This window comes from Sulfuriferula sp., assembly GCF_054605375.1.
This window is the reverse complement of sequence record NZ_JBTSEG010000018.1, coordinates 47184-66549: the sequence shown is the minus strand read 5'-3', so window position 1 is coordinate 66549 and position 19366 is coordinate 47184. Positions and strand designations below refer to the sequence as shown.

Here is a 19366-nt window from a genome sequence, read left to right as displayed (position 1 = left end):
GCGAAGAACGCCAAAAGCAGCGTGGAAAATTGCATTTCCTGAGCATTTCACGCTGCCGTTTGAAAATTTGAAGCGGAGCCGTCTGCCGCTGCGCGGCAGACGGCGTTGTTCAGAGCATCCCTAACTCTACGCTCAAGCGGGCAAAAGCGCGCAGCCCTTTAGCTCGTTAGCCCGAAAACCATGACACTAAGCGCTCCAGTGAAGTTCGAAGATCTTCTGGCCGCCTACGAGTGGGTCAGTTCGTCGCCCTTTGACAACGATGCCTTCGTGTCCCGCATCACTGGAAATATTCATTGGTCGTCAAGCACAATCGAGCTCGATAGCGAGCTTCCCGAAAACATCGAAGACGGAAGCATTTACGTGGCGGTACCGAATAAGCATGACCTGAACCTGGGGAAAAATCTCGCCCTTACTTTCGCTGAAGAGCAGCTCGCAGACTCCTATCAAGCCGTCGCAAACATTTTTCGCCAGCGCGGGGCCTACGGGAGGTTCAAAGATTTGCTGGAGCGAAAGGGCTGCCTGCAGGCATGGTACGACTATGAGGCCAAGGCAACTGAGCTTGCTCTGCGTGAGTGGGGTGCTGAGGAAGGACTTTCAATAGTGCAGGGGGCTGGTCAAAATGCGGCTAACCCATCCATCAACACGGACGCACAACCCTTATGAGGCCCCGCTGTCAACCCTTCGTATATGGGCTTCCCCAAATCAAGGAAACTGATCGATAGTTTTGGCTGGTTGGAATTTGCGTGCAGTCGTATATCCGGCATCTTGTGTGGGTTCTGTGCGACTCGTGCCGGCATGGAACCGCACACGGCAAGACTATCGTTACAAGTGCCAGATTGCACTGCCGGGTCAACACCGAAAAGCGCCGCCCCGGTGGTCTTTTACTGGCCGGTCCATCGCTTTTTTAAGCCAGCCCAGTTTCCGCTGCGGCAACGCTATTGCGCAATTCCATTCAGCGCATTCAGCAAAAATCAGTGCTCATGCACTCCGCCCCGCTTGATATTCAATACAGGCTGCTCCGCGCCCGCTGGGGAGATAGATTTGGCGTCGAGCTTGACGGGTGCACTGGGTGCGGCGGGCATTTCACCGGTCCATTCGTAGGCCTGCGTGCCAGGTGGCTGGTGATACCAGCCAGGGTCTTTGTAGTCATTGCGCGCCAAGCCTTCACGCACTTTGACGACAGTGAACATACCTCCCATTTCGATGGGGCCAAACGGCCCCTGGCCGGTCATCATGGGCAGGGTGTTATCCGGGATGGGCATTTCCATACCGCCCATCGAAGCGCCTTTGTCTCCCATCACCATGTAATCCGGCACCAGTTGGGTGATCTTCTCGGCGATGCCTTTCTGATCGACGCCGATCATGGTCGGCACGCTGTGCCCCATCGCATTCATGGTGTGATGCGATTTATGGCAGTGGAACGCCCAGTCGCCCGGCGCGTCGGCGATAAACTCGATGGCGCGCATCTGGCCGACGGCGATATCGGTGGTCACCTCCGGCCAGCGCGCCGATTTGGGCACCCAGCCGCCGTCGGTTCCGGTGACTTCGAAGGTATGGCCATGCAGATGCAAGGGGTGGTTGGTCATGGTCAGATTGCCGGTGCGGATGCGCACCCGGTCGCCTTTTCTGACCACCAGCGGGTCGATTCCGGGAAACGCCCGGCTGTTCCAGGTCCACAGATTGAAATCGAGCATGGTATTGATCCTGGGCGTGTAGCTGCCCGGCTCGACATCATAGGCGTTGAGCAGGAAAACGAAATCCCGGTCGACCGGCATGAAGCCGGGATTTTTCGGATGCGTGACCCAGAACCCCATCATTCCCATCGCCATCTGCGCCATTTCATCGGCGTGCGGGTGATACATGAATGTGCCGGGGTGGCGCGCAACAAATTCATAGACGAAGGTTTTTCCGGGCTGGATTGCGGGTTGCGTCAGCCCGCTCACGCCGTCCATGCCGTTGGGCAAAATCTGCCCATGCCAGTGAACGCTGGTGTGCTCGGGCAGCTTGTTGGTCACGAAAATGCGCACCTTGTCGCCTTCCACCACCTCGATGGTTGGGCCGGGGCTCTGGCCGTTATAGCCCCACAGATTGGCTTTCATGCCGGGTGCGATCTCGCGTACCACCGGTTCGGCCACCAGGTGAAATTCCTTCCAGCCGTTTTTCATGCGCCAGGGCAGGCTCCAGCCGTTCAGCGTGACGACCGGGTTATAGGGACGACCATTCGGCGGCGCCAGCGGCGGCATGGTGGCAGGGTTCATTTGGGTAACGGCTTCCGGCAGCGAAGCGGCCTGTGCCCGGCTTACCATCGCGGCGCCCATCAGTACTGCACCGGATGCGGATAAAAAATCTCGACGACTGGTCATGGTCACTCCTTGTTCGATAGATTGGCGGGCAGATTACCGCCCAGTGCGGCTGTCAGATCTGTCTGGGCGACCCAGTAGTCTTTCAGCGCATTGATGTAGCCATTCACGCTCTGCACCTGTTCGCGCGCGTCCGCCAGCAGCTCGAACACGCTGATGAGCATGCCGTTGTAGCGCAGCATGTTCTCATCCGAGATCTGTTTTCTGAGCGGCACGATGTTGTCGCGGTAATGCCTGGCAAGGTCGTAGGCGCTGCGATAGCCGAGGTAGCTTTCACGTACTTCGCTGCGGGCGTTGACGGCGGTTTCGGCAAGGTGATTGACCGACTGCATGTAGATCGCTTCGGCCTTGGCCACGCGCGCACTGCCCCAATCGAACAGCGGAATCTCCAGGCTGAGTTCATAGCCTGTGGCACGCGGCAACCCGCTCTCGGTATTGCGCACGTAGCCCAGATCCAGCACGTTGATGAAGCGGGTCGTGCGGGTGAGGCCGAGCGATGACGCGAGACTTGCCGTCTGCTGTCTGGCCGCCTGAATATCGAGGCGATTCTTGATGGCGTATGCTTCGGCATCCTGCACTTGCAGCGGTTTGGCGGGCAGGTCAGGCAGGCGCTCGGGCAACTGGAACTGCGTCTCGCTGCCCCACAAACCCATCAGACGCGTCAGTTTTTCGCGCGCCCTCACCGCTTCCTGCTCGGCCCGTGCCAGCGCTGCCGTGGCATCGGCGTAAAACATCTGCTCGCGATGCTGGTCCAGCTTGCTCCAGTTGCCCACCCGGGCCATGCGCCCCCCCAGTTCGGCGCCTGCTTCCGCCGCCGCATTGACCTGCCGGGCGTACATCACACTTTGCTGGGCGGCCACGGCCTCGAAATAGGCCTTGCGCGTGTCGGCAGCCAGATGCAGCACCTGATTGGCCACATGCAACTTCACCGCTGCGAAACGTTGATGTTCCAGGCGACTGACCTGCGGCAGCATGATGATATTGATCAGGCTCAGCGTGAAGGTGCGCTCGATGATCGTATCCGCACCCTGGGTGACATGCTTGAAATCAAAACGCGGATTTTGCAAACGGCCCGCCTGAACCAGATCGGCTTCCGCAATACCCAGTTCAGCATAGCCTGCCTGCAGGCCGCGGTTATTCAACAACGCAATTTGTACCGCGTCATCCACGGTCAGCGGTTTTTCCAGCAGGGTTTTAATGGAAGCATCGATTACCTGTGAGTCCTCATTGCTACGAATGGGTTTGACAGTCTTGCCCAGCCGCGACTCGGCAATTTTCGACACCGAATCAAAACCGCCGTCGCTGGAAAACGTCGCGCAACCGCCTAACAGGAGCGCCAATACCACACCCAGCATTGTTCGTTGCGATAATATGGCGAAGTTCATGGTGTGCCTCCATGCTGGTGATGTTCATGTTTGCCGGTATCACCCGACATATCCATACCACCCATCCCGCCTTCCTTACCGACGTGATCGTTGGCAGCACGCCAATTTTTGGCTGGTGAGTCAGCGTCATCAGCGATGACACGGTAGTCATCTAACGGTGATTGATAATGCATCACGGGTACCTTTGCCCGCACATCGGCGGGGTCAGGCATGCCGCCGGCACCAGATTCGCCCTGCGCCAGCGCAATGGAGGGCACTGCGAACAGCAGCGCCGCGCAGGTAAATGCTTTAAATGAATTCATGGGAATCCTCGTTCGTCTCGTCAACACAATCGTGCTTTGCAACCAGTGCGATGCAAAATCAATATCTCGAATGCGCAGCAAGCGCCGGAACAGGCGCATGCAAACACGGCGCTCGTTAATCAGACGAAAGAAGCTTGCGGGGGGCGTTCCAGCGTTGCCGAAACGAAACTGTGGAATAACAGGGAGCGGAATGGAATGGCTTCGCTGGCGTAAACCGGGGCAGCAGAAACCATGAAAACAGGAGGCGCAAAGGTCACACTCACGCAACCGCCCAGGCAGGAACTGCATGAGCCGGCAACATCGTGCTTATTGCTGGTGTTGGCACAACAATCTGCATGCGCCATGGCCTGGGTTGCCGTATGCATGGGTATTTCATGCCCGGAATGATGCGACATCACGGCTACAGCTGCGAACCCTTGAACGGGTGCGCAGAGCAGCAGTAGCCAGATAATGGCTGTTTTAAACAGATTGTTCATGTGCTTTATATTCCGGCAGATGACGTACTGTCTAAAGCCGATGACATTCGTTGGCCGGTCTTAACTTTTGGCGGCTTTGGCCTTGGAATTTGCCACCGCATCCGCCATGGATTTACCCACTTTGAATTTGACTACTTTCTTGGCCGGGATAGTGATGGTTTTGCCGGTTGCCGGGTTACGGCCTTCGCGACCTGCACGCTCGGTTACTGCGAAAGTGCCGAAACCAACCAATTGCACTGCATCCATTTTGGTCAAAGCTTCCTGGACAGTGGTCATCAAGGCATCCAGCATGGCGGCTGTCTGAGCCTTGGTGCTATCGGTTTTTGTGGCAACTGCATCGATCAGTTCAGCTTTGTTCATGGGGTAATTCCTGTCGGGTTGTTGGGAAAGAGCGCTCATTCTTACAGGGAATGCATGCCGGCCGCAATATTTTTCATGGCAAAAACGATAAACAACTAAAATATCAGCCATTAATATGCCGTCAATATTTGGACTTTCGTCTTGCCCCCTATACCATTGCGGCTGTTTCGCACCCGCTTGCCGAATCCATGAACCTGCTTAGATCACTCGCCAAAGTCAGCAGCATGACCCTGTTGTCACGCATTTTCGGCTTTATCCGTGATGCGGTCATTGCACGTGCCTTTGGTGCAGGCATTTATACGGACGCGTTCTTCGTTGCTTTCAAAATTCCCAATCTGTTGCGGCGCCTGTTCGCAGAAGGGGCGTTTTCACAGGCATTCGTACCCATTCTGGCCGAGTATAAAAACCGCCGTGGGCACGAAGATACGCAACGACTGGTGGACCATGTCGCCACCCTATTGTTTCTCGCCTTACTGGTGGTAACCATCATCGGCGTCTTTGCTGCGCCGCTCGTGGTCTACATCAGCGCACCCGGATTCGCTGCAGAACCGGAAAAATTCGCAGTGACCGTATCCATGCTGCGCATCATTTTCCCTTACATCCTGCTGATCTCGCTGGTCTCGCTGGCAGGCGGCATACTGAATACCTATAGCCGTTTTTCTGTTCCCGCATTCACGCCCGTCCTGCTCAATATCGCGACGATTGCGGCGGCCTTGTGGCTGGCACCGCACTTTGCCATTCCTGCCATGGCGTTGGCATGGGGCGTGATAGCGGGCGGTATCCTGCAGCTATTGTTACAGCTACCTTTTCTCAAGCAACTGGGTTTGCTGCCACGCTTTCGGCTTGAACTGCATGATGAAGGGGTGTGGCGCATCCTCAAGCTGATGGGACCAGCGCTGTTCGGCGTTTCCATCGCGCAATTGTCGCTGCTCATCAATACCATCTTCGCTTCCTTCCTGGCATCGGGCAGCGTGTCCTGGCTGTATTACGCGGATCGCCTGATGGAATTTCCCACCGGCATGCTGGGCGTGGCACTGGGCACCATTTTGCTGCCCAGCCTGGCAAAGCATTACGCCGATAACAACCCTACTCAGTATTCGCAGCTGCTGGATTGGGGGCTACGCCTCACCCTGATGCTGGCCCTGCCCGCGGCAGCCGCCTTGGCGATACTGGCAGTACCCTTGATCAGCACCCTCTTCATGTATGGTCATTTCAATGCCAACGATGTTTTCATGACGCGCCAGGCACTGGTCGCCTATAGTCTGGGATTGCTGGGCCTGATCATGGTAAAGATTCTCGCACCGGGGTTTTACGCACGCCAGAATATCCGCACCCCGGTAAAAATAGCCGTGATCACCCTGTTTGCCACTCAGGCCATGAATCTGATGTTCGTATGGAAACTGCAACACGCCGGCCTGGCCTTATCCATCGGTCTGGGTGCCTGCCTGAATGCTTCGCTGTTGCTATGGAAACTGCGCAGCCAGGGCATTTATCAACCGTTACCCGGCTGGTATGCGTTTTTCCTTAAAATAGGTATTGCGCTCGGCGTGATGAGCCTGCTGCTATGGTGGGGTATGGCAGGAGAAACAAACTGGCTGCATATGCATGCTCTGCAGCGCTTCGCGCATCTGAGCGGCTTGGTGGTGTTGGGCGCAGGAAGCTATTTTGGCGCTTTATGGGCGTTGGGCATGCGCCCGATCCAATTCATGCGCCGCATCGCCGAATAGCACGGACCAGTGAATAGCTTTGACCAGCGCGCCGCGCAACCGCTAAAATCCCCTATTTTCAGACTGTTTCCATCCATTTCGCAATGCGCATTACTCACGGCATAGCGCCTGCCGTCAACCAGCCCAGCGCGGTGACGATAGGCAATTTCGACGGTGTCCACCTCGGTCACCGGGCGATGTTGCGCCATTTGGTTGAGGCTGCCAAACAACGCGGTCTGGTGTCATGCGCGATTACATTCGAGCCGCATCCACGCGAATTTTTTGCACCGGACAAAGCCCCTGCGCGCCTGTCCAGCCTGCGCGAAAAGTTGCAATTGCTGCGTGAATGCGGGATCGAGCACGTGCATATCTGCAATTTCAATCAGGCATTTTCACAGCTCGCAGCGGCAGCCTTTATCGAACGCGTTCTGGTTGCCGGAATGCAGACCCGGTTCCTGCTGATTGGTGACGATTTCCGCTTCGGTGCGCGGCGCAGCGGCGATATCGCCATGCTGCAGGCCTATGGCATAACGGCAGGATTCGAAGTTGTTGCGATGGGCAGTGTGACGCTGGACGAATTGCGCATCTCCAGCACTGCGGTACGCGAGGCGCTGGCGACCGGCGATCTTGATCTGTCCGCACGGCTGCTGGGGCGGCCTTACAGCATTTGCGGGCGAGTGGTCGGCGGCGATCAACTGGGGCGCGAAATCGGCTTCCCCACTGCCAACATTCAAATCAAGCACAATCGCCCGCCACTGAACGGGATTTTCGTGGTGCAAGTGCGCGGACTGGCCGATGCGCCGCTGCCCGGCGTGGCCAGCCTGGGCGTGCGCCCCACGGTCAAGGAAAACGGCCGGCCGGTGCTGGAAGCACATCTGCTGGACTTCGACCGCAGCATCTACGGTCAGCACGTGTGCGTGGATTTTCTGGCCAGGCTGCGCGACGAGGAAAAATATCCCGACCTGCCCACGCTCATTAATCAGATTGGCCGCGATGCAGAAAATGCCAGGCAGTATTTCCGGGCTGCCTCACAGGCGCCAGCACCGCTTGCCATACCAGCCAAACCCGATTAAACTTGTACAGTAATTTGAACAGGTATACGGCCATGCACATTATCAATTTCTCCGACGCGCGCAACAACCTCAAACGCGTGATCGACCAGGTTGTGGAAGACGCTGACTACGCCGTCATCACCCGTCGCGACGATGCCGACGCCGTGGTCATGTCGCTCGATACCTTCAATAGCCTGATGGAGACAGTTCACCTGCTGAAAACGCCCGCCAACGCCGCACATCTCGCTCGTTCGATCGAGCAATTACGCAAAGGAAAAACGAAGGTGAAAGACCTCGTGGATGCCTGAACGCCTGGTATGGACAGCCGCCGCATGGGATGACTATCTCTATTGGCAAACGCAGGATCGAAAAACGCTCAAACGCATCAATGCGCTGATCCAGGATGCCATGCATAACCCGTTCACGGGTATTGGCAAACCGGAACCGTTGAGGGAAAACCTGAGTGGATTCTGGTCACGCCGCATCGACGAGCAGAACCGGCTGGTTTATGCAGCGGACAACGCAGACCTGGCGATCGTGGCGTGCCGCTATCACTACGACTAAACACCAATTACCATTTATGCCACCTCTGCAGCCAATCAAATGACTGACTATAAAAACACCCTGAACCTACCCGATACGCCCTTCCCCATGCGCGGCGATCTTGCCAAGCGTGAACCGGGCTGGCTGGCTCAGTGGCGCGAGAAACAGCGCTACCAGCAAATCCGCAAAGCCGCTGCCGGGCGCCCCAAATTCATCCTGCACGACGGCCCGCCCTACGCCAACGGCGACATCCACATCGGCCACGCGGTGAACAAAATCCTCAAGGACATCATCGTCAAGAGCAAGACCCTGGCCGGCTTCGATGCACCCTATGTGCCGGGCTGGGACTGCCACGGGCTGCCGATCGAATTGCAGGTGGAAAAACAGCACGGCAAGGCCATCCCTGCCGCGCGTTTCCGCGAGCTGTGCCGCGAATACGCCGCGACCCAGATCGAGCGCCAGAAGGCCGATTTCATCCGCCTCGGCGTGCTCGGCGACTGGGATCATCCCTACCGCACCATGGACTTCGCCTTCGAGGCCGGCATCATGCGCGAGCTCGGGCATATCCTAGCCAACGGCTATCTCTACCAGGGCGCCAAGCCGGTGCACTGGTGCGTGGACTGCGGCTCTGCGCTGGCCGAGGCCGAAGTGGAATACGAGGACAAGACCTCGGCCGCCATCGACGTGGCGTTTCAGGTCGCCGATAACGCGGATTTCGCGCAGCGGCTGGGCATGCCCAAACTCACCGGGCCGGTGTATGCGGTGATCTGGACCACCACGCCGTGGACCTTGCCCGCCAACCAGGCGGTGTCGGTTCACCCTGACTTCATTTATGACCTGATCCTGACGCCGAAAGGCCTCCTGATCCTGGCACGCGATCTGGCGGAAGCATCGATCAAGCGCTATGGCTTCGAGTCCGTGGAGGTGCTCGGCCAGTGCAAGGGCAGCATGCTGGAGCACCTGCAACTGCGCCACCCTTTCCTCGACCGCAGCGTACCCGTCATCTGCGGCGAGCACGTCACCCTGGAGGCCGGTACCGGCCTGGTGCATACCGCGCCCGCGCACGGCGTGGACGACTATCAGATCGGTTTGAAGTATCAGCTGGCAGTGGACAATCCGGTGAGCGATGATGGCAAGTTCTTCGACAGCATCCCACTGGTCGGCGGACAGACGGTGTGGCAAGGCAACAAGACCGTGGTCGAAATCCTGTCCGCCAGCGGCCTGCTGCTCGCCAATGAAAAACTGCTGCACAGCTACCCGCACTGCTGGCGGCACAAGACGCCGATCATCTTCCGCGCCACGCATCAGTGGTTCATCGGCATGGACAAGACCGGCGCGGATGGCGTGAGTCTGCGCAATCACGCCATCGGCGCAGTGGACAACACCGCATTCTTCCCGGCATGGGGCCGTGCCCGCCTCGAAGCCATGATGAAAAACCGCCCCGACTGGTGCGTATCGCGCCAGCGCAACTGGGGCGTGCCGATGCCGCTGTTCGTGCACAAGGAAAGCGGTGAGTTGCACCCGCGTACCGCAGAGCTGATCGAAGCCGCCGCGCTGCGCGTGGAGCAGACCGGCATCGAAGCCTGGTTCAGCCTCGACTCCGCTGAACTGTTGGGCGACGAAGCCAGCCAGTACAAGAAAATCACCGACACGCTGGACGTGTGGTTCGACTCCGGCGTGACCCACGCCTGCGTGCTCAAGCAACGCCCCGAACTCGCCTACCCTGCCGATCTTTACCTGGAAGGCTCGGACCAGCATCGCGGCTGGTTCCAGTCCAGCCTGCTCACCGGCTGCGCAACCGACGGCCGTGCGCCGTACCGCGCCCTGCTCACCCACGGCTTCGTGGTGGATGCCAAGGGCCACAAGATGAGCAAGTCCAAGGGCAATGTCGTCGCCCCGCAAAAGATCATGGACACCTACGGCGCCGACATCCTGCGCCTGTGGGTGGCGTCCACCGACTATTCCGGCGAGCTGACCATTTCCGACGAGATCCTCAAGCGTGTGGCCGACGCCTACCGCCGCATCCGCAACACGCTACGCTTCCTGCTCGCCAACCTGGCCGATTTCGATCCGGCCCAGCATGCTTTACCTGTGGACGACTGGCTGGAAATCGACCGCTACGCGATAGTGATGCTGGGTGAATTCCAGACTGAATTACTGGCCGCCTACGACCGTTACGAATTCCACCATGCGGTGCAGCGTCTGCATCATTTCTGCTCGGAAGACCTGGGCAGCTTTTACCTCGATATCCTCAAGGATCGGCTCTACACCACAGCCGCCGGCTCGCATGCGCGGCGCTCGGCACAGAATGCACTGCATCACATTACCCACGCGCTGGTGCGACTGATGGCGCCGTACCTGAGCTTTACCGGCGAAGAGGTATGGCAACTGCTGGCGCACGACGAGAACGACAGCATTTTCCTGCATCAGTGGCACGACCTGCCGGTGGCTGCAGACGCGTCGCAACTGGCCGCCAGATGGCCGCTGATCCGCAGCACGCTGGCCGACGTGCGCAAACATCTGGAAACCCTGCGCATCGCCGGCGATATCGGCTCTTCGCTACAGGCGGAAGTGTCGATTCAAGCCGACGATGAACAATATCAGGCGCTGGCCGATCTGGGTGACGACCTGCGCTTCGTGATGATTACCTCTGCCGCCACGGTGACGCAGGCCGCCGCCAATTCCGTCAGCGCAGTGCCCAGCGCCCATCCCAAATGCGAACGCTGCTGGCACTATCGCAGCGATGTCGGCAGCCACGCGGATCATCCCGCTTTGTGCGGGCGTTGTTACAGTAATCTTTTTGCCACAGGCGAGGACAGACAGCATGCCTAGACTCAAGCAGGGGCTCGTCGTGGCCGGATTGATCATCGCCCTCGACCAGCTCAGCAAATACGCGATTACGCAGATTTTCATGCTGGGTGATTACCTCACCGTCACGCCATTTTTCGATCTGGTGCGCGCCCACAATACCGGCGCGGCATTCAGCCTGTTTGCGGATCAGGCCGGCTGGCAACGCGCGTTTTTCATCAGCACAGCGGTCATCGCATCGGCCATCATCATCTATCTGCTGCGGCGCGAATCCGGCAGTGCGCTGTTCAAACTTGGCCTCAGCCTGATTCTGGGCGGCGCGCTCGGCAACCTGATCGACCGCATCCAGCATGGCTACGTGGTGGATTTCCTGTCTTTCCACATCAATCAGCACTACTGGCCGGCGTTCAATGTGGCCGACTCAGCTATTACCATTGGTGCAGCTTTATTGGTCTGGGACAGCTTTAAAAAACCGCGCAAACCATGAGCGATACGCTGCGGCAGGTTCAGCCCGGCGACACCCTCACCCTGCATTTTGCCCTGCGGGCCAATGGAGATACCGAGGTGGATAGCAGCTTTGGCGACGCGCCGATTACTTTAACCCTGGGCGACGGCACTCTGACGCCAAATCTCGAATATTGGCTCATTGGCATCGCACCGGGCGAACACCATGTGTTCCAGCTCGACCCCTTGCAGGCCTTCGGCGAACACAATCCAGAGCTGGTGCAAGCGCTCCCGCTGAGCGATTTCCAGCCCGATAAGCCGCCTATGGCGGACAGCGTCATCGAATTCAGCCTGCCCAATGGCAGCACCCTGGCCGGACGTATACTGGCGCTGACGGACACCCACGCCAGCGTGGATTTCAACCACCTGCTGGCCGGCTTGCCGATCGAGTTTGAGGTTGAAGTCGTCGAGATTTGCCGTCAACCTCGAGATTGACACGCCACCGGGAAAAAGTTATTGTACAAATATTAGTACAATAGCATTGTGAGACAAAAATGGATGCCATCAGCTACAGCTACACACGCCAGCACTTTGCCGATGTGATGGACAAAGTGAATGACGATTGCGCACCGGTCCTGGTAACGCGCCAGAATGGCAAACCAGTGGTGATGATGTCTCTCGCGGATTTCAACGCACTGGAAGAAACGGCATATTTGCTGCGCAGCCCGGAAAACGCGCGCCGCCTGATGGCTGCGGTGGATGAATTAAGAAGTGGCGCGGGCGTCAAACGCGAGCTGCTACCCGATGCAGATTAAATTTGCCGAACAGGGATGGCAGGATTACCTCTACTGGCAGCAAACAGATAAAGCGGCGCTCAAGCGGATCAATGCGCTAATCCATGACATCACACGCTCACCCTTCGATGGTATCGGAAAACCCGAACCGCTACGCCACAACCTGGCTGGATTCTGGTCACGCAGGATTAACGATGAGCATCGTCTGGTTTATGCAATCGAGGATAGCTGCCTGCTGACCGCCCAATGCCGCTATCATTACTAACCATTTCCGGGCAGACCCCCATGACCATCCACACCCAAATCCTTCTCGCCAATCCGCGCGGCTTTTGCGCCGGAGTGGATCGCGCCATTGAAATCGTCGAGCGCGCTCTGGAACGCTTTGGCGCCCCGATCTACGTGCGCCACGAAGTCGTGCACAACAAGTTCGTGGTCGATGACCTCAAGGCCAAGGGCGCGATTTTCATTGAGGATCTGGCGGAAGTGCCCGCCGGCAGCACGCTGATCTACAGCGCCCACGGGGTATCACAGGCGGTGCGGCGTGAAGCCGAAGCGCGCGGCCTGATGATATTCGATGCCACCTGCCCGCTGGTGACCAAAGTCCACGTCGAAGTTGCCAAGATGCGCGCCAAGGACCTGGAAATCATCATGATCGGCCACAAGGGCCACCCCGAAGTCGAAGGCACCATGGGACAATCAAGCGGCGGCATGTATCTGGTGGAAACACCGGACGACGTGGCGAAGCTGCAAGTAAAGGATGCGGACAAGCTGGCCTTCGTCACCCAGACCACGCTCTCGATAGACGATGCGGCACGGGTGATCGAAGCGCTGCGGGCGCGTTTCCCCAACATCGTCGGCCCGAAAAAAGACGACATCTGCTATGCCACGCAAAACCGCCAGGATGCCGTCAAGGCGCTGGCCAAGCAATGCGACCTGGTCATCGTGGTCGGCTCACCGAATAGCTCGAACTCCAACCGCCTGCGCGAAGTGGCGCAGAACCTGGGGGTGGATGCCTATATGGTGGATAACGCCACAGAGCTGAAAGCGGAATGGCTGGCAGGAAAAACCCGCATCGGCGTCACCGCCGGCGCCTCCGCTCCGGATGTGCTGGTGCAGGAAGTCATCGCCCGGCTCAGGTCGCTGGGTGTGGAGAACATTTCCGAGATGGACGGCATCGCGGAAAGCGTGGTCTTCCCGCTGCCGAAGGGATTGATTCAGCCGGTGAGTAAGGTGCAATAACCGAAGGGCATTGCGCCGGATGCCTACGTAGACTGCCGGCCTGTATTCCAACTCGCAATAAAAAGCGAACCAATCGCGCCCGATGTAGGAGCGGCTTTAGCCGCGATAGCCTTGGTTCGCGGCTAAAGCCGCTCCTACAAAAACGCTATTTTTAATGCGGTATGGAATTAAGTGACCCCCGGCAAAGCCGGGGGTTTATTAGGTGAGCGCCTCAAAGGCGCTCTAAAACCATGAGCCGCCCAAGGCGGCTACACGCCCAGTTTCATCTGATCGTAGCGCTCATCCTCTGCTTCTTGATTACGGATGTACGCTCTGACCATCGCTTCATCAAGCCCAACCGTTGAAACAAAATAACCGCGTGCCCAAAATACTTCGCCTGTGAAGTTCCGTGTCCGACCACCGAACCGTCGGGCGATGGTGATCGCACTCTTGCCTTTGATATATCCCACCACGTTCGATACCGCGTATTTCGGCGGAATGCTCAGGCATATGTGCACGTGATCCGGCATCAGATGACCTTCCACTACCGCACTTTCCTTGTGCTGCGCCAACTCCCGGAATACTTCCCCAAGATGACGTCGCAACGCCCCAAACAACTTCTTCTTACGCCGCTTCGGTATGAAGACGATGTGATATTTTCAATCCCATCGCGTATGCGCAAGACTTTGGTACTCCTTCATGGTGCTCTCCTTCTCTCTTGGTCGAGATCAGGAGCGTCCAATTGACCGTCGTATCGGTCAAACCTTTTGGAGTCCCCCGGCAAAGCCGGGGGTTTACTTCACGGAATTAATCAGCGCCGATCAAAGGTTCCAGCCAATTCTCGACATTAAGACCGGCAACCCGGATAAATTCACCCATGTTATCCGTCACCAAAGTGAGCCCCAGCGACAACGTGTGGGCTGCGATCAGATAGTCGTTCGCGCCAATTGGCGTGCCAAGTTTCTCCAGCACCGAGCGTACTTCGGCATATTTCCCGTCAGCCCCGGTTTCGAGCGGCAGCACCTCAATCGCGGACAGCAACTGCTCGATCTTGTCCGACAAGATTTGAGACCCTTTCTTTGCCGCACCGTAGCGCAACTCACAGGCGACCACGACACTGGTGCAAATTGCGTCTTCACCGGCTGCATTGATTCGGCTGGCTACCGCCCCAGCCGGTTGCTTGAGAAGGCTACTCAGGATGTTGGTATCAAGCAGATAGCGATAGCCTGCCATCTCAGAGTTCCACAGGTTCGGCAGGCAAATTCTCGACAGCGGGGAAATTCTCTTCCATCGGTTCCCATCCGGCGAGCAACCCCAGCAGCGAACGGCGCGTGAGCGGCTCAATGATCAAGCGATCCCCTTCTTTGCGGATGATGGCTTCAGTACCCGGCAGTTCGAACTCGCGGGGAATGCGTATCGCCTGGTTACGACCGTTCTTGAATAGACGTACATGACGTTCGGTTAACATGGTGGTCTCCTTGTTGGGACAGCGTGGCATATGTTTAGGCATATACTACCAAGCAGACACCTATACGGCAATACTGTGGTCGGCTCCCCCAGCAGCTCTGATTCCAACCACCGGCGCTCCGCCCCGGATGTGCTGGTGCAGGAAGTCATCGCCCGGCTCAGGTCGCTGGGTGTGGAGAACATTTCCGAGATGGACGGCATCGCGGGAAGCGTCGTCTTCCCGCTGCCGAAGGGATTGATTCAGCCGGTGAGTAGGGCGCAATAACCGAAGGGCATTGCGCCGGATGCCTACGTAGACTGCCGGCCTGTATTCCAATTCGCAATAAAAAGCGAACCAATCGCGCCCGATGTAGGAGCGGCTTTAGCCGCGAACCAAGGCTATCGCGGCTAAAGCCGCTCCTACAGGGTGTGAGGTAAGTGGCGCTGCCGAGAGCGTGGCGTTTCCATTGGCGGAGGAATTATTTCAACAAATCTGATCGCCGAAGGCGGCTGGTTCCTGCCCTTCCCATTAACGAAACCCGGCTCAGCGATTCCAGCATTCCGCCACCGAAAGCGTCCCTCCAGTTACCCCCTGCACGCCAGCATTATCCAATGTAAACTTCCCACAGGCATCTCCAGCCATGGAACCGGTAGGTGTTGCTGTCAGAGTAAAATCAGTCGCTGGCGCTGTGTTAAAAGTCACGACTATCGCATAGTTGGCGGTACCGCTGGTGGGTGCCTGCGCAATAATCAGCCCGCTGGTGGCAGTACCGCCGCCATTGAGTTGTGTATTGTCGTAACGGTTCGCCGTGGTGAAATTCCGTTCCAGGATGGTCGCATCCTGGAGCAGAACCGCCTTGGCTTCCGACCGGCGCGCGCGTTGCACATATTGTGTGTAGCTAGGGTAGGCAATCGCGGCAAGAATACCGATGACCGCTACTGCGATCATCAATTCGATGAGGGTAAATCCCATTTGTACGCGATTGATTTTAATCATTTTATCTGGCTCCATGAGGCACGCGGGCTACCCAAGACATTTAATGTATCAGGGAGAGATTGTCCTTTATTATTCACGCCACCACTCTGAGTCGTCCCTCCTCCTGAGAGGCCTGATATCGTGGTAGAAGAGCCTCCATTAGACAAGGATACCGGCGTGCTGCCAAAATTATTGCTGATTTTAACGCCGATAGCCACGGCGCTGGTTCCATTGGACAAGGTTAGATCGTCGCTGCTGTTGTATGCTCCATCCCCATTAAGATCCATAAAGGTGTAACCGGGGGAACCGCCCGTCGCGGCATCCAATTCCATAACCCAGCTATTCCCGCCGCTCACGCAAGTTCCCGTTGCAGGAATCTTGGTAACGAAAACCACGCGACTGGAACGCAGGAGCGCCTGGCTGGTTACGCGTTCACCCTGCTGGGTGGCATTTGGCGGCTGTAGCAAATCCATATACCAGCCCAAGGCACCACCCGCATAATTCACGCTATTGCTACTCACCGCCCGTGTCTGGGTAGACTCATAAATAATGGACTGTTGTACCAACACATTGACCCCGCTCACTTGGGTAGTGCGGCTGAAGTTGCTGGTTCCGCCGCTAAAGGCACCCGACGCGAAAGTACTATTGTCCAGCACACCATACAGGCTCTGAGTCGCAGTATTGCCAAGGTCGGCTGTATTCAAATACTGCCCCGTGCCGAAGAAAACCATCGTTGTGCCCGATGCTCCGCTGGGCAAAGTGCTCAGTATTAATGGCGTGGTGATCGGCTGTACCGTTGTTCCGATAACAGCCTTGAACAGCGGTAATTTGGTGCTGCCGCTGGTGTAAGCGACTTTCCATTGATTTTTATTGGAGCTGCTTACATCGAATTTCCACACGTTCCCTTGCAAATCCCCCGCGTAAATCGCATCGATGGTGCCATTGTTGTCCGCATCCAGCAAAGTAGGCTGCGACAGTCCATTATCGACACTACCCCCGCCTACGCCGGTATCGATCTTGATGACATTGGAAGGGTTATCAACTTGAATCAGAAACAGCACTGCATGCTTGTTGGCGCTGTTATAGCCATTATTCACCACCGCGTAATAATTACCATCGTTGAAGCGTGCTATCGTGCCTTGACCCCAGGTATTTCCCAAATCACCGGCATCGCTGAATTCCCAGAGCGCCTTTCCTGCAGTCATGCCGCCGGGATTGGTGATATCCAACGCAAATATTGTATTCGTACCACTGGTCGAACCCAGCGTGCCCAGCAAAAGCGTGTGCCATGCACTGGCGTAATACGCATCTTCGCTAGCCGAAGAACCATCCACGAAAAACACATGGTTGCTGTTGTAACTGGGTTGTGCCAGGTCCGCCAGGTGGGGATACACGGCCGCAGGTATGTAAGCAAATGTTTCTACTCCAGTACTCGCATTGAAGCCGTGCAACATGCCATCGTTAGCACCCACATAGAGCATGGGGGGATTCGTCGACTTGTTCTGGACAAAAGCCGCATAGGTAGATCCCTCCGAACCCGACAGGAAGGAATAGCCATAATCTTCATTGCTGATGTAAAGCGGGTTGGAACCCACGATATCACCCAGCGACGTGCTACGGTTGCGGTAGACACCTCCATTTTTCTGCTCCAGGCTGGCGTCTCCGCGCAGGTAGTTCAATACGTTCTGGCCGGTAGTCGCCTGAGCCGCCGTCAGTGTACATCCCGAAGCCTGCGAAGCCAGATAGCACTGTTGGTTAGCCGTCAGATTAGCCCATGAAAAATCCTTCCCTGCACTGCCGTTCCAGGTGAAAATGGATCGTGATGCGGCAGCCGGCATCAGGTTGGCCGCATCCCACGTCGGTGTAGTGCTGGCGCCCCCCGCTGTCACCTGATAAGCGCGCAAATTTCCTGACCAATCGGCGGTGTTGAAACCCGCTTGATAGACATACGAGCTGCTGTTGACACTGGTGGAATTAGAGGTCAATGCTGAAGACGACCCGGCTGACTGGACAATACTGTTAAATACGCCATTCAGGGCGCTTTGCAACTGGGCCGGATTGCTGGCGGAATAGGACGTGCCGGTACCGCCGGCGCTCGCCAGTTGATCCAGTGGATTCGTGTTGTTGTTACACAGCGTCGTATAGTTCTGTAGCACCTGCGGCAGCATGGCGTAGCCAACGACATACAGATTCACCCCGGAATTTTTCAGATTGGTTGCCGCCGCCACCGCCTGGCTGGTCAGCGTGCAGATATCTATCTGGCCATTGGGTAATTTGGGTGTGGTGCCTGTGGCAGTCACACTTGGCAGACCATTGGTCAGCAGCACGGCAAAGTTCTTATTGCAGGAATTGGGCAAGGTATTGGTGGCGAATCCCTGCGCAGAGCTGGTCCCTCCAGAAAAATAGAGCTGGTTTGCTTTCAGTGTGCCCTCGATCGCGGTCAACCCGGCATTCAGTATACTGCTGCCCGTGGGGCTGCTGTTGCTGTTGCAAGCTCCTGAAGTGGGTGTCGGATTGGGATTTGGGGCTCCGCTAGGGGCCGTCGGCACGTTGCAAGTCAGTTTGTTGTTCAGTACGGTTTGCTGAGAAGAATTCAAAGGCGCAACCGGTACCTGCAAATAACCACCACCGGGTGAACTGTTGGAAAACCAGGCTGTGGAGGTATAGATGGAAGGTACTCGAGCGCCGAAATCCAGGGTGTTGGTAGCATAGTCAGTATCGGTGGGAAGAAAATAATTCTGATAAATTACAGCCCCCTGGTAGCCATAAGCCTGCTCTGCGGCTGTTGCGTTAGGATATGTCGATTTTGGCGCTGGCAATGGAGAGACGATGCCGTCACTGGTGCCTGTTTTGGTATTAAAACAGCGGTACTTATCGTATGGCGAAGTAATATTGGTCGTATTGTCGAATTTCGCCGTATCGGAATAACAAAAGTTATACGGGTATGCCGAGGTATCGTAAAAAGGCGACGCCCAGTTGTAATAGATATAGTTAGCCGTATCGGCAGGATTGGTAATCCGGAAATTCTTGGTGCTGGAACTCTTCGTCACGTAGGGCGGCGGTGGGGCGTACTTGGTTGGATCATAGCTGGCGTCGTACAGAGAATTATAAAGATACTGGGAACCAGGCGTGTTCTGCTGAAACGTCATCAGCCCCAGATTGATCTGTCCGGCATAGCTGGTGCTCATATTGCGAACCACGGCGCGGGCAATTTCCGACTTGCTGTCCGGACTGCTGCCGCCAATGGCCGCACCGATCGGGATACCGTTGGCCGGATTGCCGTTTTCGTCCATGTTCTGGGCGTTGGAGAGCGTCAACAGCACATTCGGCAGCGCGCTGGTCCCCAGATACAGCGGCGTATTGGAAATGGTCACCGCGCAGGCCGTTCCCGCGCCCGCCAGAGACAGCACTGCCGCCAGCATGACTGCATACAGGTTCCGACCGATCGCTGGCTTTGCTGCCGAACATTCGCGTGAGGGTAATGGGTTCATGATGG

Annotated in this window: 22 protein-coding genes; 12 read left to right on the top strand and 10 right to left on the bottom strand. The window is 57.0% G+C overall.

What is annotated here, in order from left to right; all coding sequences use genetic code 11:
* The first annotated feature begins 198 nt into the window (after positions 1 to 198).
* The gene (locus tag ACYCZJ_RS11200; protein ID WP_461554306.1) at positions 199 to 663 is read left to right on the top strand and encodes a hypothetical protein; all 465 of its coding nucleotides are present in this window, start codon (positions 199 to 201) and stop codon (positions 661 to 663) included.
* Between the two features lie 308 nt (positions 664 to 971).
* Here the strand turns inward: ACYCZJ_RS11200 and ACYCZJ_RS11195 are convergent, their stop codons facing one another.
* From ACYCZJ_RS11195 to ACYCZJ_RS11175, 5 genes are all read right to left on the bottom strand, one after another.
* Positions 972 to 2363: a multicopper oxidase family protein gene (locus ACYCZJ_RS11195; protein WP_461554305.1), complete on the bottom strand. Its 1392-nt coding sequence runs from the start codon at positions 2361 to 2363 to the stop codon at positions 972 to 974.
* Positions 2364 to 2365: 2 nt separating this feature from the next.
* Positions 2366 to 3745 (bottom strand): TolC family protein, encoded by a 1380-nt coding sequence (locus tag ACYCZJ_RS11190; protein ID WP_461554304.1) that lies wholly within the window; start codon positions 3743 to 3745, stop codon positions 2366 to 2368.
* Entirely contained in the window at positions 3742 to 4047 is a 306-nt protein-coding gene (locus ACYCZJ_RS11185; protein WP_461554303.1) for a hypothetical protein, read from the bottom strand. The genes ACYCZJ_RS11190 and ACYCZJ_RS11185 overlap by 4 nt, the downstream gene beginning before the upstream one ends.
* 119 nt (positions 4048 to 4166) lie before the next feature.
* Positions 4167 to 4523, bottom strand: coding sequence for a hypothetical protein (locus tag ACYCZJ_RS11180; protein ID WP_461554302.1), 357 nt, complete (start codon positions 4521 to 4523; stop codon positions 4167 to 4169).
* A gap of 60 nt (positions 4524 to 4583) precedes the next feature.
* A complete protein-coding gene (locus ACYCZJ_RS11175) occupies positions 4584 to 4922 on the bottom strand; it encodes an HU family DNA-binding protein (RefSeq protein WP_461554301.1) in 339 nt (112 codons plus the stop codon).
* A 149-nt stretch (positions 4923 to 5071) separates the two neighbouring features.
* Here ACYCZJ_RS11175 and murJ point away from each other — a divergent pair, with 149 nt between their 5' ends.
* The 10 genes from murJ (at position 5072) to ispH (ending at position 13469) form a co-directional block, all read left to right on the top strand.
* Positions 5072 to 6610, top strand: a complete 1539-nt coding sequence (murJ, locus tag ACYCZJ_RS11170) for a murein biosynthesis integral membrane protein MurJ (protein ID WP_461554300.1) — start codon at positions 5072 to 5074, stop codon at positions 6608 to 6610.
* An 83-nt stretch (positions 6611 to 6693) separates the two neighbouring features.
* The gene (locus ACYCZJ_RS11165; protein WP_461554299.1) at positions 6694 to 7662 is read left to right on the top strand and encodes a bifunctional riboflavin kinase/FAD synthetase; all 969 of its coding nucleotides are present in this window, start codon (positions 6694 to 6696) and stop codon (positions 7660 to 7662) included.
* A gap of 32 nt (positions 7663 to 7694) precedes the next feature.
* Positions 7695 to 7949, top strand: coding sequence for a type II toxin-antitoxin system Phd/YefM family antitoxin (locus ACYCZJ_RS11160; protein ID WP_461554298.1), 255 nt, complete (start codon positions 7695 to 7697; stop codon positions 7947 to 7949).
* On the top strand, positions 7942 to 8205 hold the full coding sequence (locus ACYCZJ_RS11155) for a Txe/YoeB family addiction module toxin (protein ID WP_461554297.1): 264 nt from the start codon (positions 7942 to 7944) through the stop codon (positions 8203 to 8205). The genes ACYCZJ_RS11160 and ACYCZJ_RS11155 overlap by 8 nt, the downstream gene beginning before the upstream one ends.
* A 39-nt stretch (positions 8206 to 8244) precedes the next feature.
* Positions 8245 to 11016: an isoleucine--tRNA ligase gene (ileS, locus tag ACYCZJ_RS11150; protein ID WP_461554296.1), complete on the top strand. Its 2772-nt coding sequence runs from the start codon at positions 8245 to 8247 to the stop codon at positions 11014 to 11016.
* Positions 11009 to 11479 (top strand): signal peptidase II, encoded by a 471-nt coding sequence (gene lspA, locus ACYCZJ_RS11145; RefSeq protein WP_461554295.1) that lies wholly within the window; start codon positions 11009 to 11011, stop codon positions 11477 to 11479. The genes ileS and lspA overlap by 8 nt, the downstream gene beginning before the upstream one ends.
* Complete coding sequence (locus ACYCZJ_RS11140) at positions 11476 to 11931, top strand: FKBP-type peptidyl-prolyl cis-trans isomerase (RefSeq protein WP_461554294.1); 456 nt, start codon at positions 11476 to 11478, stop codon at positions 11929 to 11931. Before lspA ends, ACYCZJ_RS11140 begins: the two co-directional genes overlap by 4 nt.
* Before the next feature lie 59 nt (positions 11932 to 11990).
* A complete protein-coding gene (locus tag ACYCZJ_RS11135) occupies positions 11991 to 12251 on the top strand; it encodes a type II toxin-antitoxin system prevent-host-death family antitoxin (protein ID WP_124703316.1) in 261 nt (86 codons plus the stop codon).
* Positions 12241 to 12495, top strand: coding sequence for a Txe/YoeB family addiction module toxin (locus ACYCZJ_RS11130; RefSeq protein ID WP_461554293.1), 255 nt, complete (start codon positions 12241 to 12243; stop codon positions 12493 to 12495). The genes ACYCZJ_RS11135 and ACYCZJ_RS11130 overlap by 11 nt, the downstream gene beginning before the upstream one ends.
* 20 nt (positions 12496 to 12515) lie before the next feature.
* Positions 12516 to 13469, top strand: coding sequence for a 4-hydroxy-3-methylbut-2-enyl diphosphate reductase (ispH, locus tag ACYCZJ_RS11125; RefSeq protein ID WP_461554292.1), 954 nt, complete (start codon positions 12516 to 12518; stop codon positions 13467 to 13469).
* A 248-nt stretch (positions 13470 to 13717) separates the two neighbouring features.
* On the opposite strand, the gene tnpA is transcribed toward ispH, so the two are convergent.
* The 3 genes from tnpA to ACYCZJ_RS11110 all read right to left on the bottom strand — a co-directional run bounded on the left by tnpA (position 13718) and on the right by ACYCZJ_RS11110 (position 14916).
* Complete coding sequence (tnpA, locus tag ACYCZJ_RS11120; protein WP_461554309.1) at positions 13718 to 14098, bottom strand: IS200/IS605 family transposase; 381 nt, start codon at positions 14096 to 14098, stop codon at positions 13718 to 13720.
* Positions 14099 to 14255: 157 nt separating this feature from the next.
* Entirely contained in the window at positions 14256 to 14681 is a 426-nt protein-coding gene (locus tag ACYCZJ_RS11115; protein WP_461554291.1) for a PIN domain-containing protein, read from the bottom strand.
* A 1-nt stretch (position 14682) separates the two neighbouring features.
* On the bottom strand, positions 14683 to 14916 hold the full coding sequence (locus ACYCZJ_RS11110) for an antitoxin (protein ID WP_461554290.1): 234 nt from the start codon (positions 14914 to 14916) through the stop codon (positions 14683 to 14685).
* A 30-nt stretch (positions 14917 to 14946) separates the two neighbouring features.
* Between ACYCZJ_RS11110 and ACYCZJ_RS11105 the strand changes: the two genes are divergently transcribed.
* Positions 14947 to 15180 (top strand): hypothetical protein, encoded by a 234-nt coding sequence (locus ACYCZJ_RS11105; RefSeq protein WP_461554289.1) that lies wholly within the window; start codon positions 14947 to 14949, stop codon positions 15178 to 15180.
* Between the two features lie 258 nt (positions 15181 to 15438).
* Here ACYCZJ_RS11105 and ACYCZJ_RS11100 read toward each other — a convergent pair whose 3' ends face one another.
* Both ACYCZJ_RS11100 and ACYCZJ_RS11095 read right to left on the bottom strand, forming a co-directional pair.
* Positions 15439 to 15891 (bottom strand): type IV pilin protein, encoded by a 453-nt coding sequence (locus tag ACYCZJ_RS11100; RefSeq protein WP_461554288.1) that lies wholly within the window; start codon positions 15889 to 15891, stop codon positions 15439 to 15441.
* Positions 15888 to 19361 carry a pilus assembly protein gene (locus ACYCZJ_RS11095; protein ID WP_461554287.1) on the bottom strand — a complete coding sequence of 1158 codons (3474 nt, stop codon included), beginning with the start codon at positions 19359 to 19361 and terminating at the stop codon, positions 15888 to 15890. Before ACYCZJ_RS11095 ends, ACYCZJ_RS11100 begins: the two co-directional genes overlap by 4 nt.
* Between the last annotated feature and the right edge of the window lie 5 nt (positions 19362 to 19366).

Coding starts and splice junctions, on each gene's coding strand:
- ACYCZJ_RS11175 (WP_461554301.1), bottom strand. CDS start 4,922: ATGAGCGCTCTTTCCCAACAACCCGACAGGAATTACCCCATGAACAAA.
- ACYCZJ_RS11180 (WP_461554302.1), bottom strand. CDS start 4,523: ATGAACAATCTGTTTAAAACAGCCATTATCTGGCTACTGCTGCTCTGC.
- ACYCZJ_RS11190 (WP_461554304.1), bottom strand. CDS start 3,745: ATGAACTTCGCCATATTATCGCAACGAACAATGCTGGGTGTGGTATTG.
- ACYCZJ_RS11135 (WP_124703316.1), top strand. CDS start 11,991: ATGGATGCCATCAGCTACAGCTACACACGCCAGCACTTTGCCGATGTG.
- ileS (WP_461554296.1), top strand. CDS start 8,245: ATGACTGACTATAAAAACACCCTGAACCTACCCGATACGCCCTTCCCC.
- ACYCZJ_RS11110 (WP_461554290.1), bottom strand. CDS start 14,916: ATGTTAACCGAACGTCATGTACGTCTATTCAAGAACGGTCGTAACCAG.
- ACYCZJ_RS11105 (WP_461554289.1), top strand. CDS start 14,947: ATGTTTAGGCATATACTACCAAGCAGACACCTATACGGCAATACTGTG.
- ACYCZJ_RS11155 (WP_461554297.1), top strand. CDS start 7,942: ATGCCTGAACGCCTGGTATGGACAGCCGCCGCATGGGATGACTATCTC.
- ACYCZJ_RS11195 (WP_461554305.1), bottom strand. CDS start 2,363: ATGACCAGTCGTCGAGATTTTTTATCCGCATCCGGTGCAGTACTGATG.
- ACYCZJ_RS11160 (WP_461554298.1), top strand. CDS start 7,695: ATGCACATTATCAATTTCTCCGACGCGCGCAACAACCTCAAACGCGTG.
- lspA (WP_461554295.1), top strand. CDS start 11,009: ATGCCTAGACTCAAGCAGGGGCTCGTCGTGGCCGGATTGATCATCGCC.
- ACYCZJ_RS11140 (WP_461554294.1), top strand. CDS start 11,476: ATGAGCGATACGCTGCGGCAGGTTCAGCCCGGCGACACCCTCACCCTG.
- ACYCZJ_RS11095 (WP_461554287.1), bottom strand. CDS start 19,361: ATGAACCCATTACCCTCACGCGAATGTTCGGCAGCAAAGCCAGCGATC.
- murJ (WP_461554300.1), top strand. CDS start 5,072: ATGAACCTGCTTAGATCACTCGCCAAAGTCAGCAGCATGACCCTGTTG.
- ACYCZJ_RS11100 (WP_461554288.1), bottom strand. CDS start 15,891: ATGATTAAAATCAATCGCGTACAAATGGGATTTACCCTCATCGAATTG.
- ACYCZJ_RS11185 (WP_461554303.1), bottom strand. CDS start 4,047: ATGAATTCATTTAAAGCATTTACCTGCGCGGCGCTGCTGTTCGCAGTG.
- ACYCZJ_RS11130 (WP_461554293.1), top strand. CDS start 12,241: ATGCAGATTAAATTTGCCGAACAGGGATGGCAGGATTACCTCTACTGG.
- ispH (WP_461554292.1), top strand. CDS start 12,516: ATGACCATCCACACCCAAATCCTTCTCGCCAATCCGCGCGGCTTTTGC.
- ACYCZJ_RS11115 (WP_461554291.1), bottom strand. CDS start 14,681: ATGGCAGGCTATCGCTATCTGCTTGATACCAACATCCTGAGTAGCCTT.
- ACYCZJ_RS11165 (WP_461554299.1), top strand. CDS start 6,694: ATGCGCATTACTCACGGCATAGCGCCTGCCGTCAACCAGCCCAGCGCG.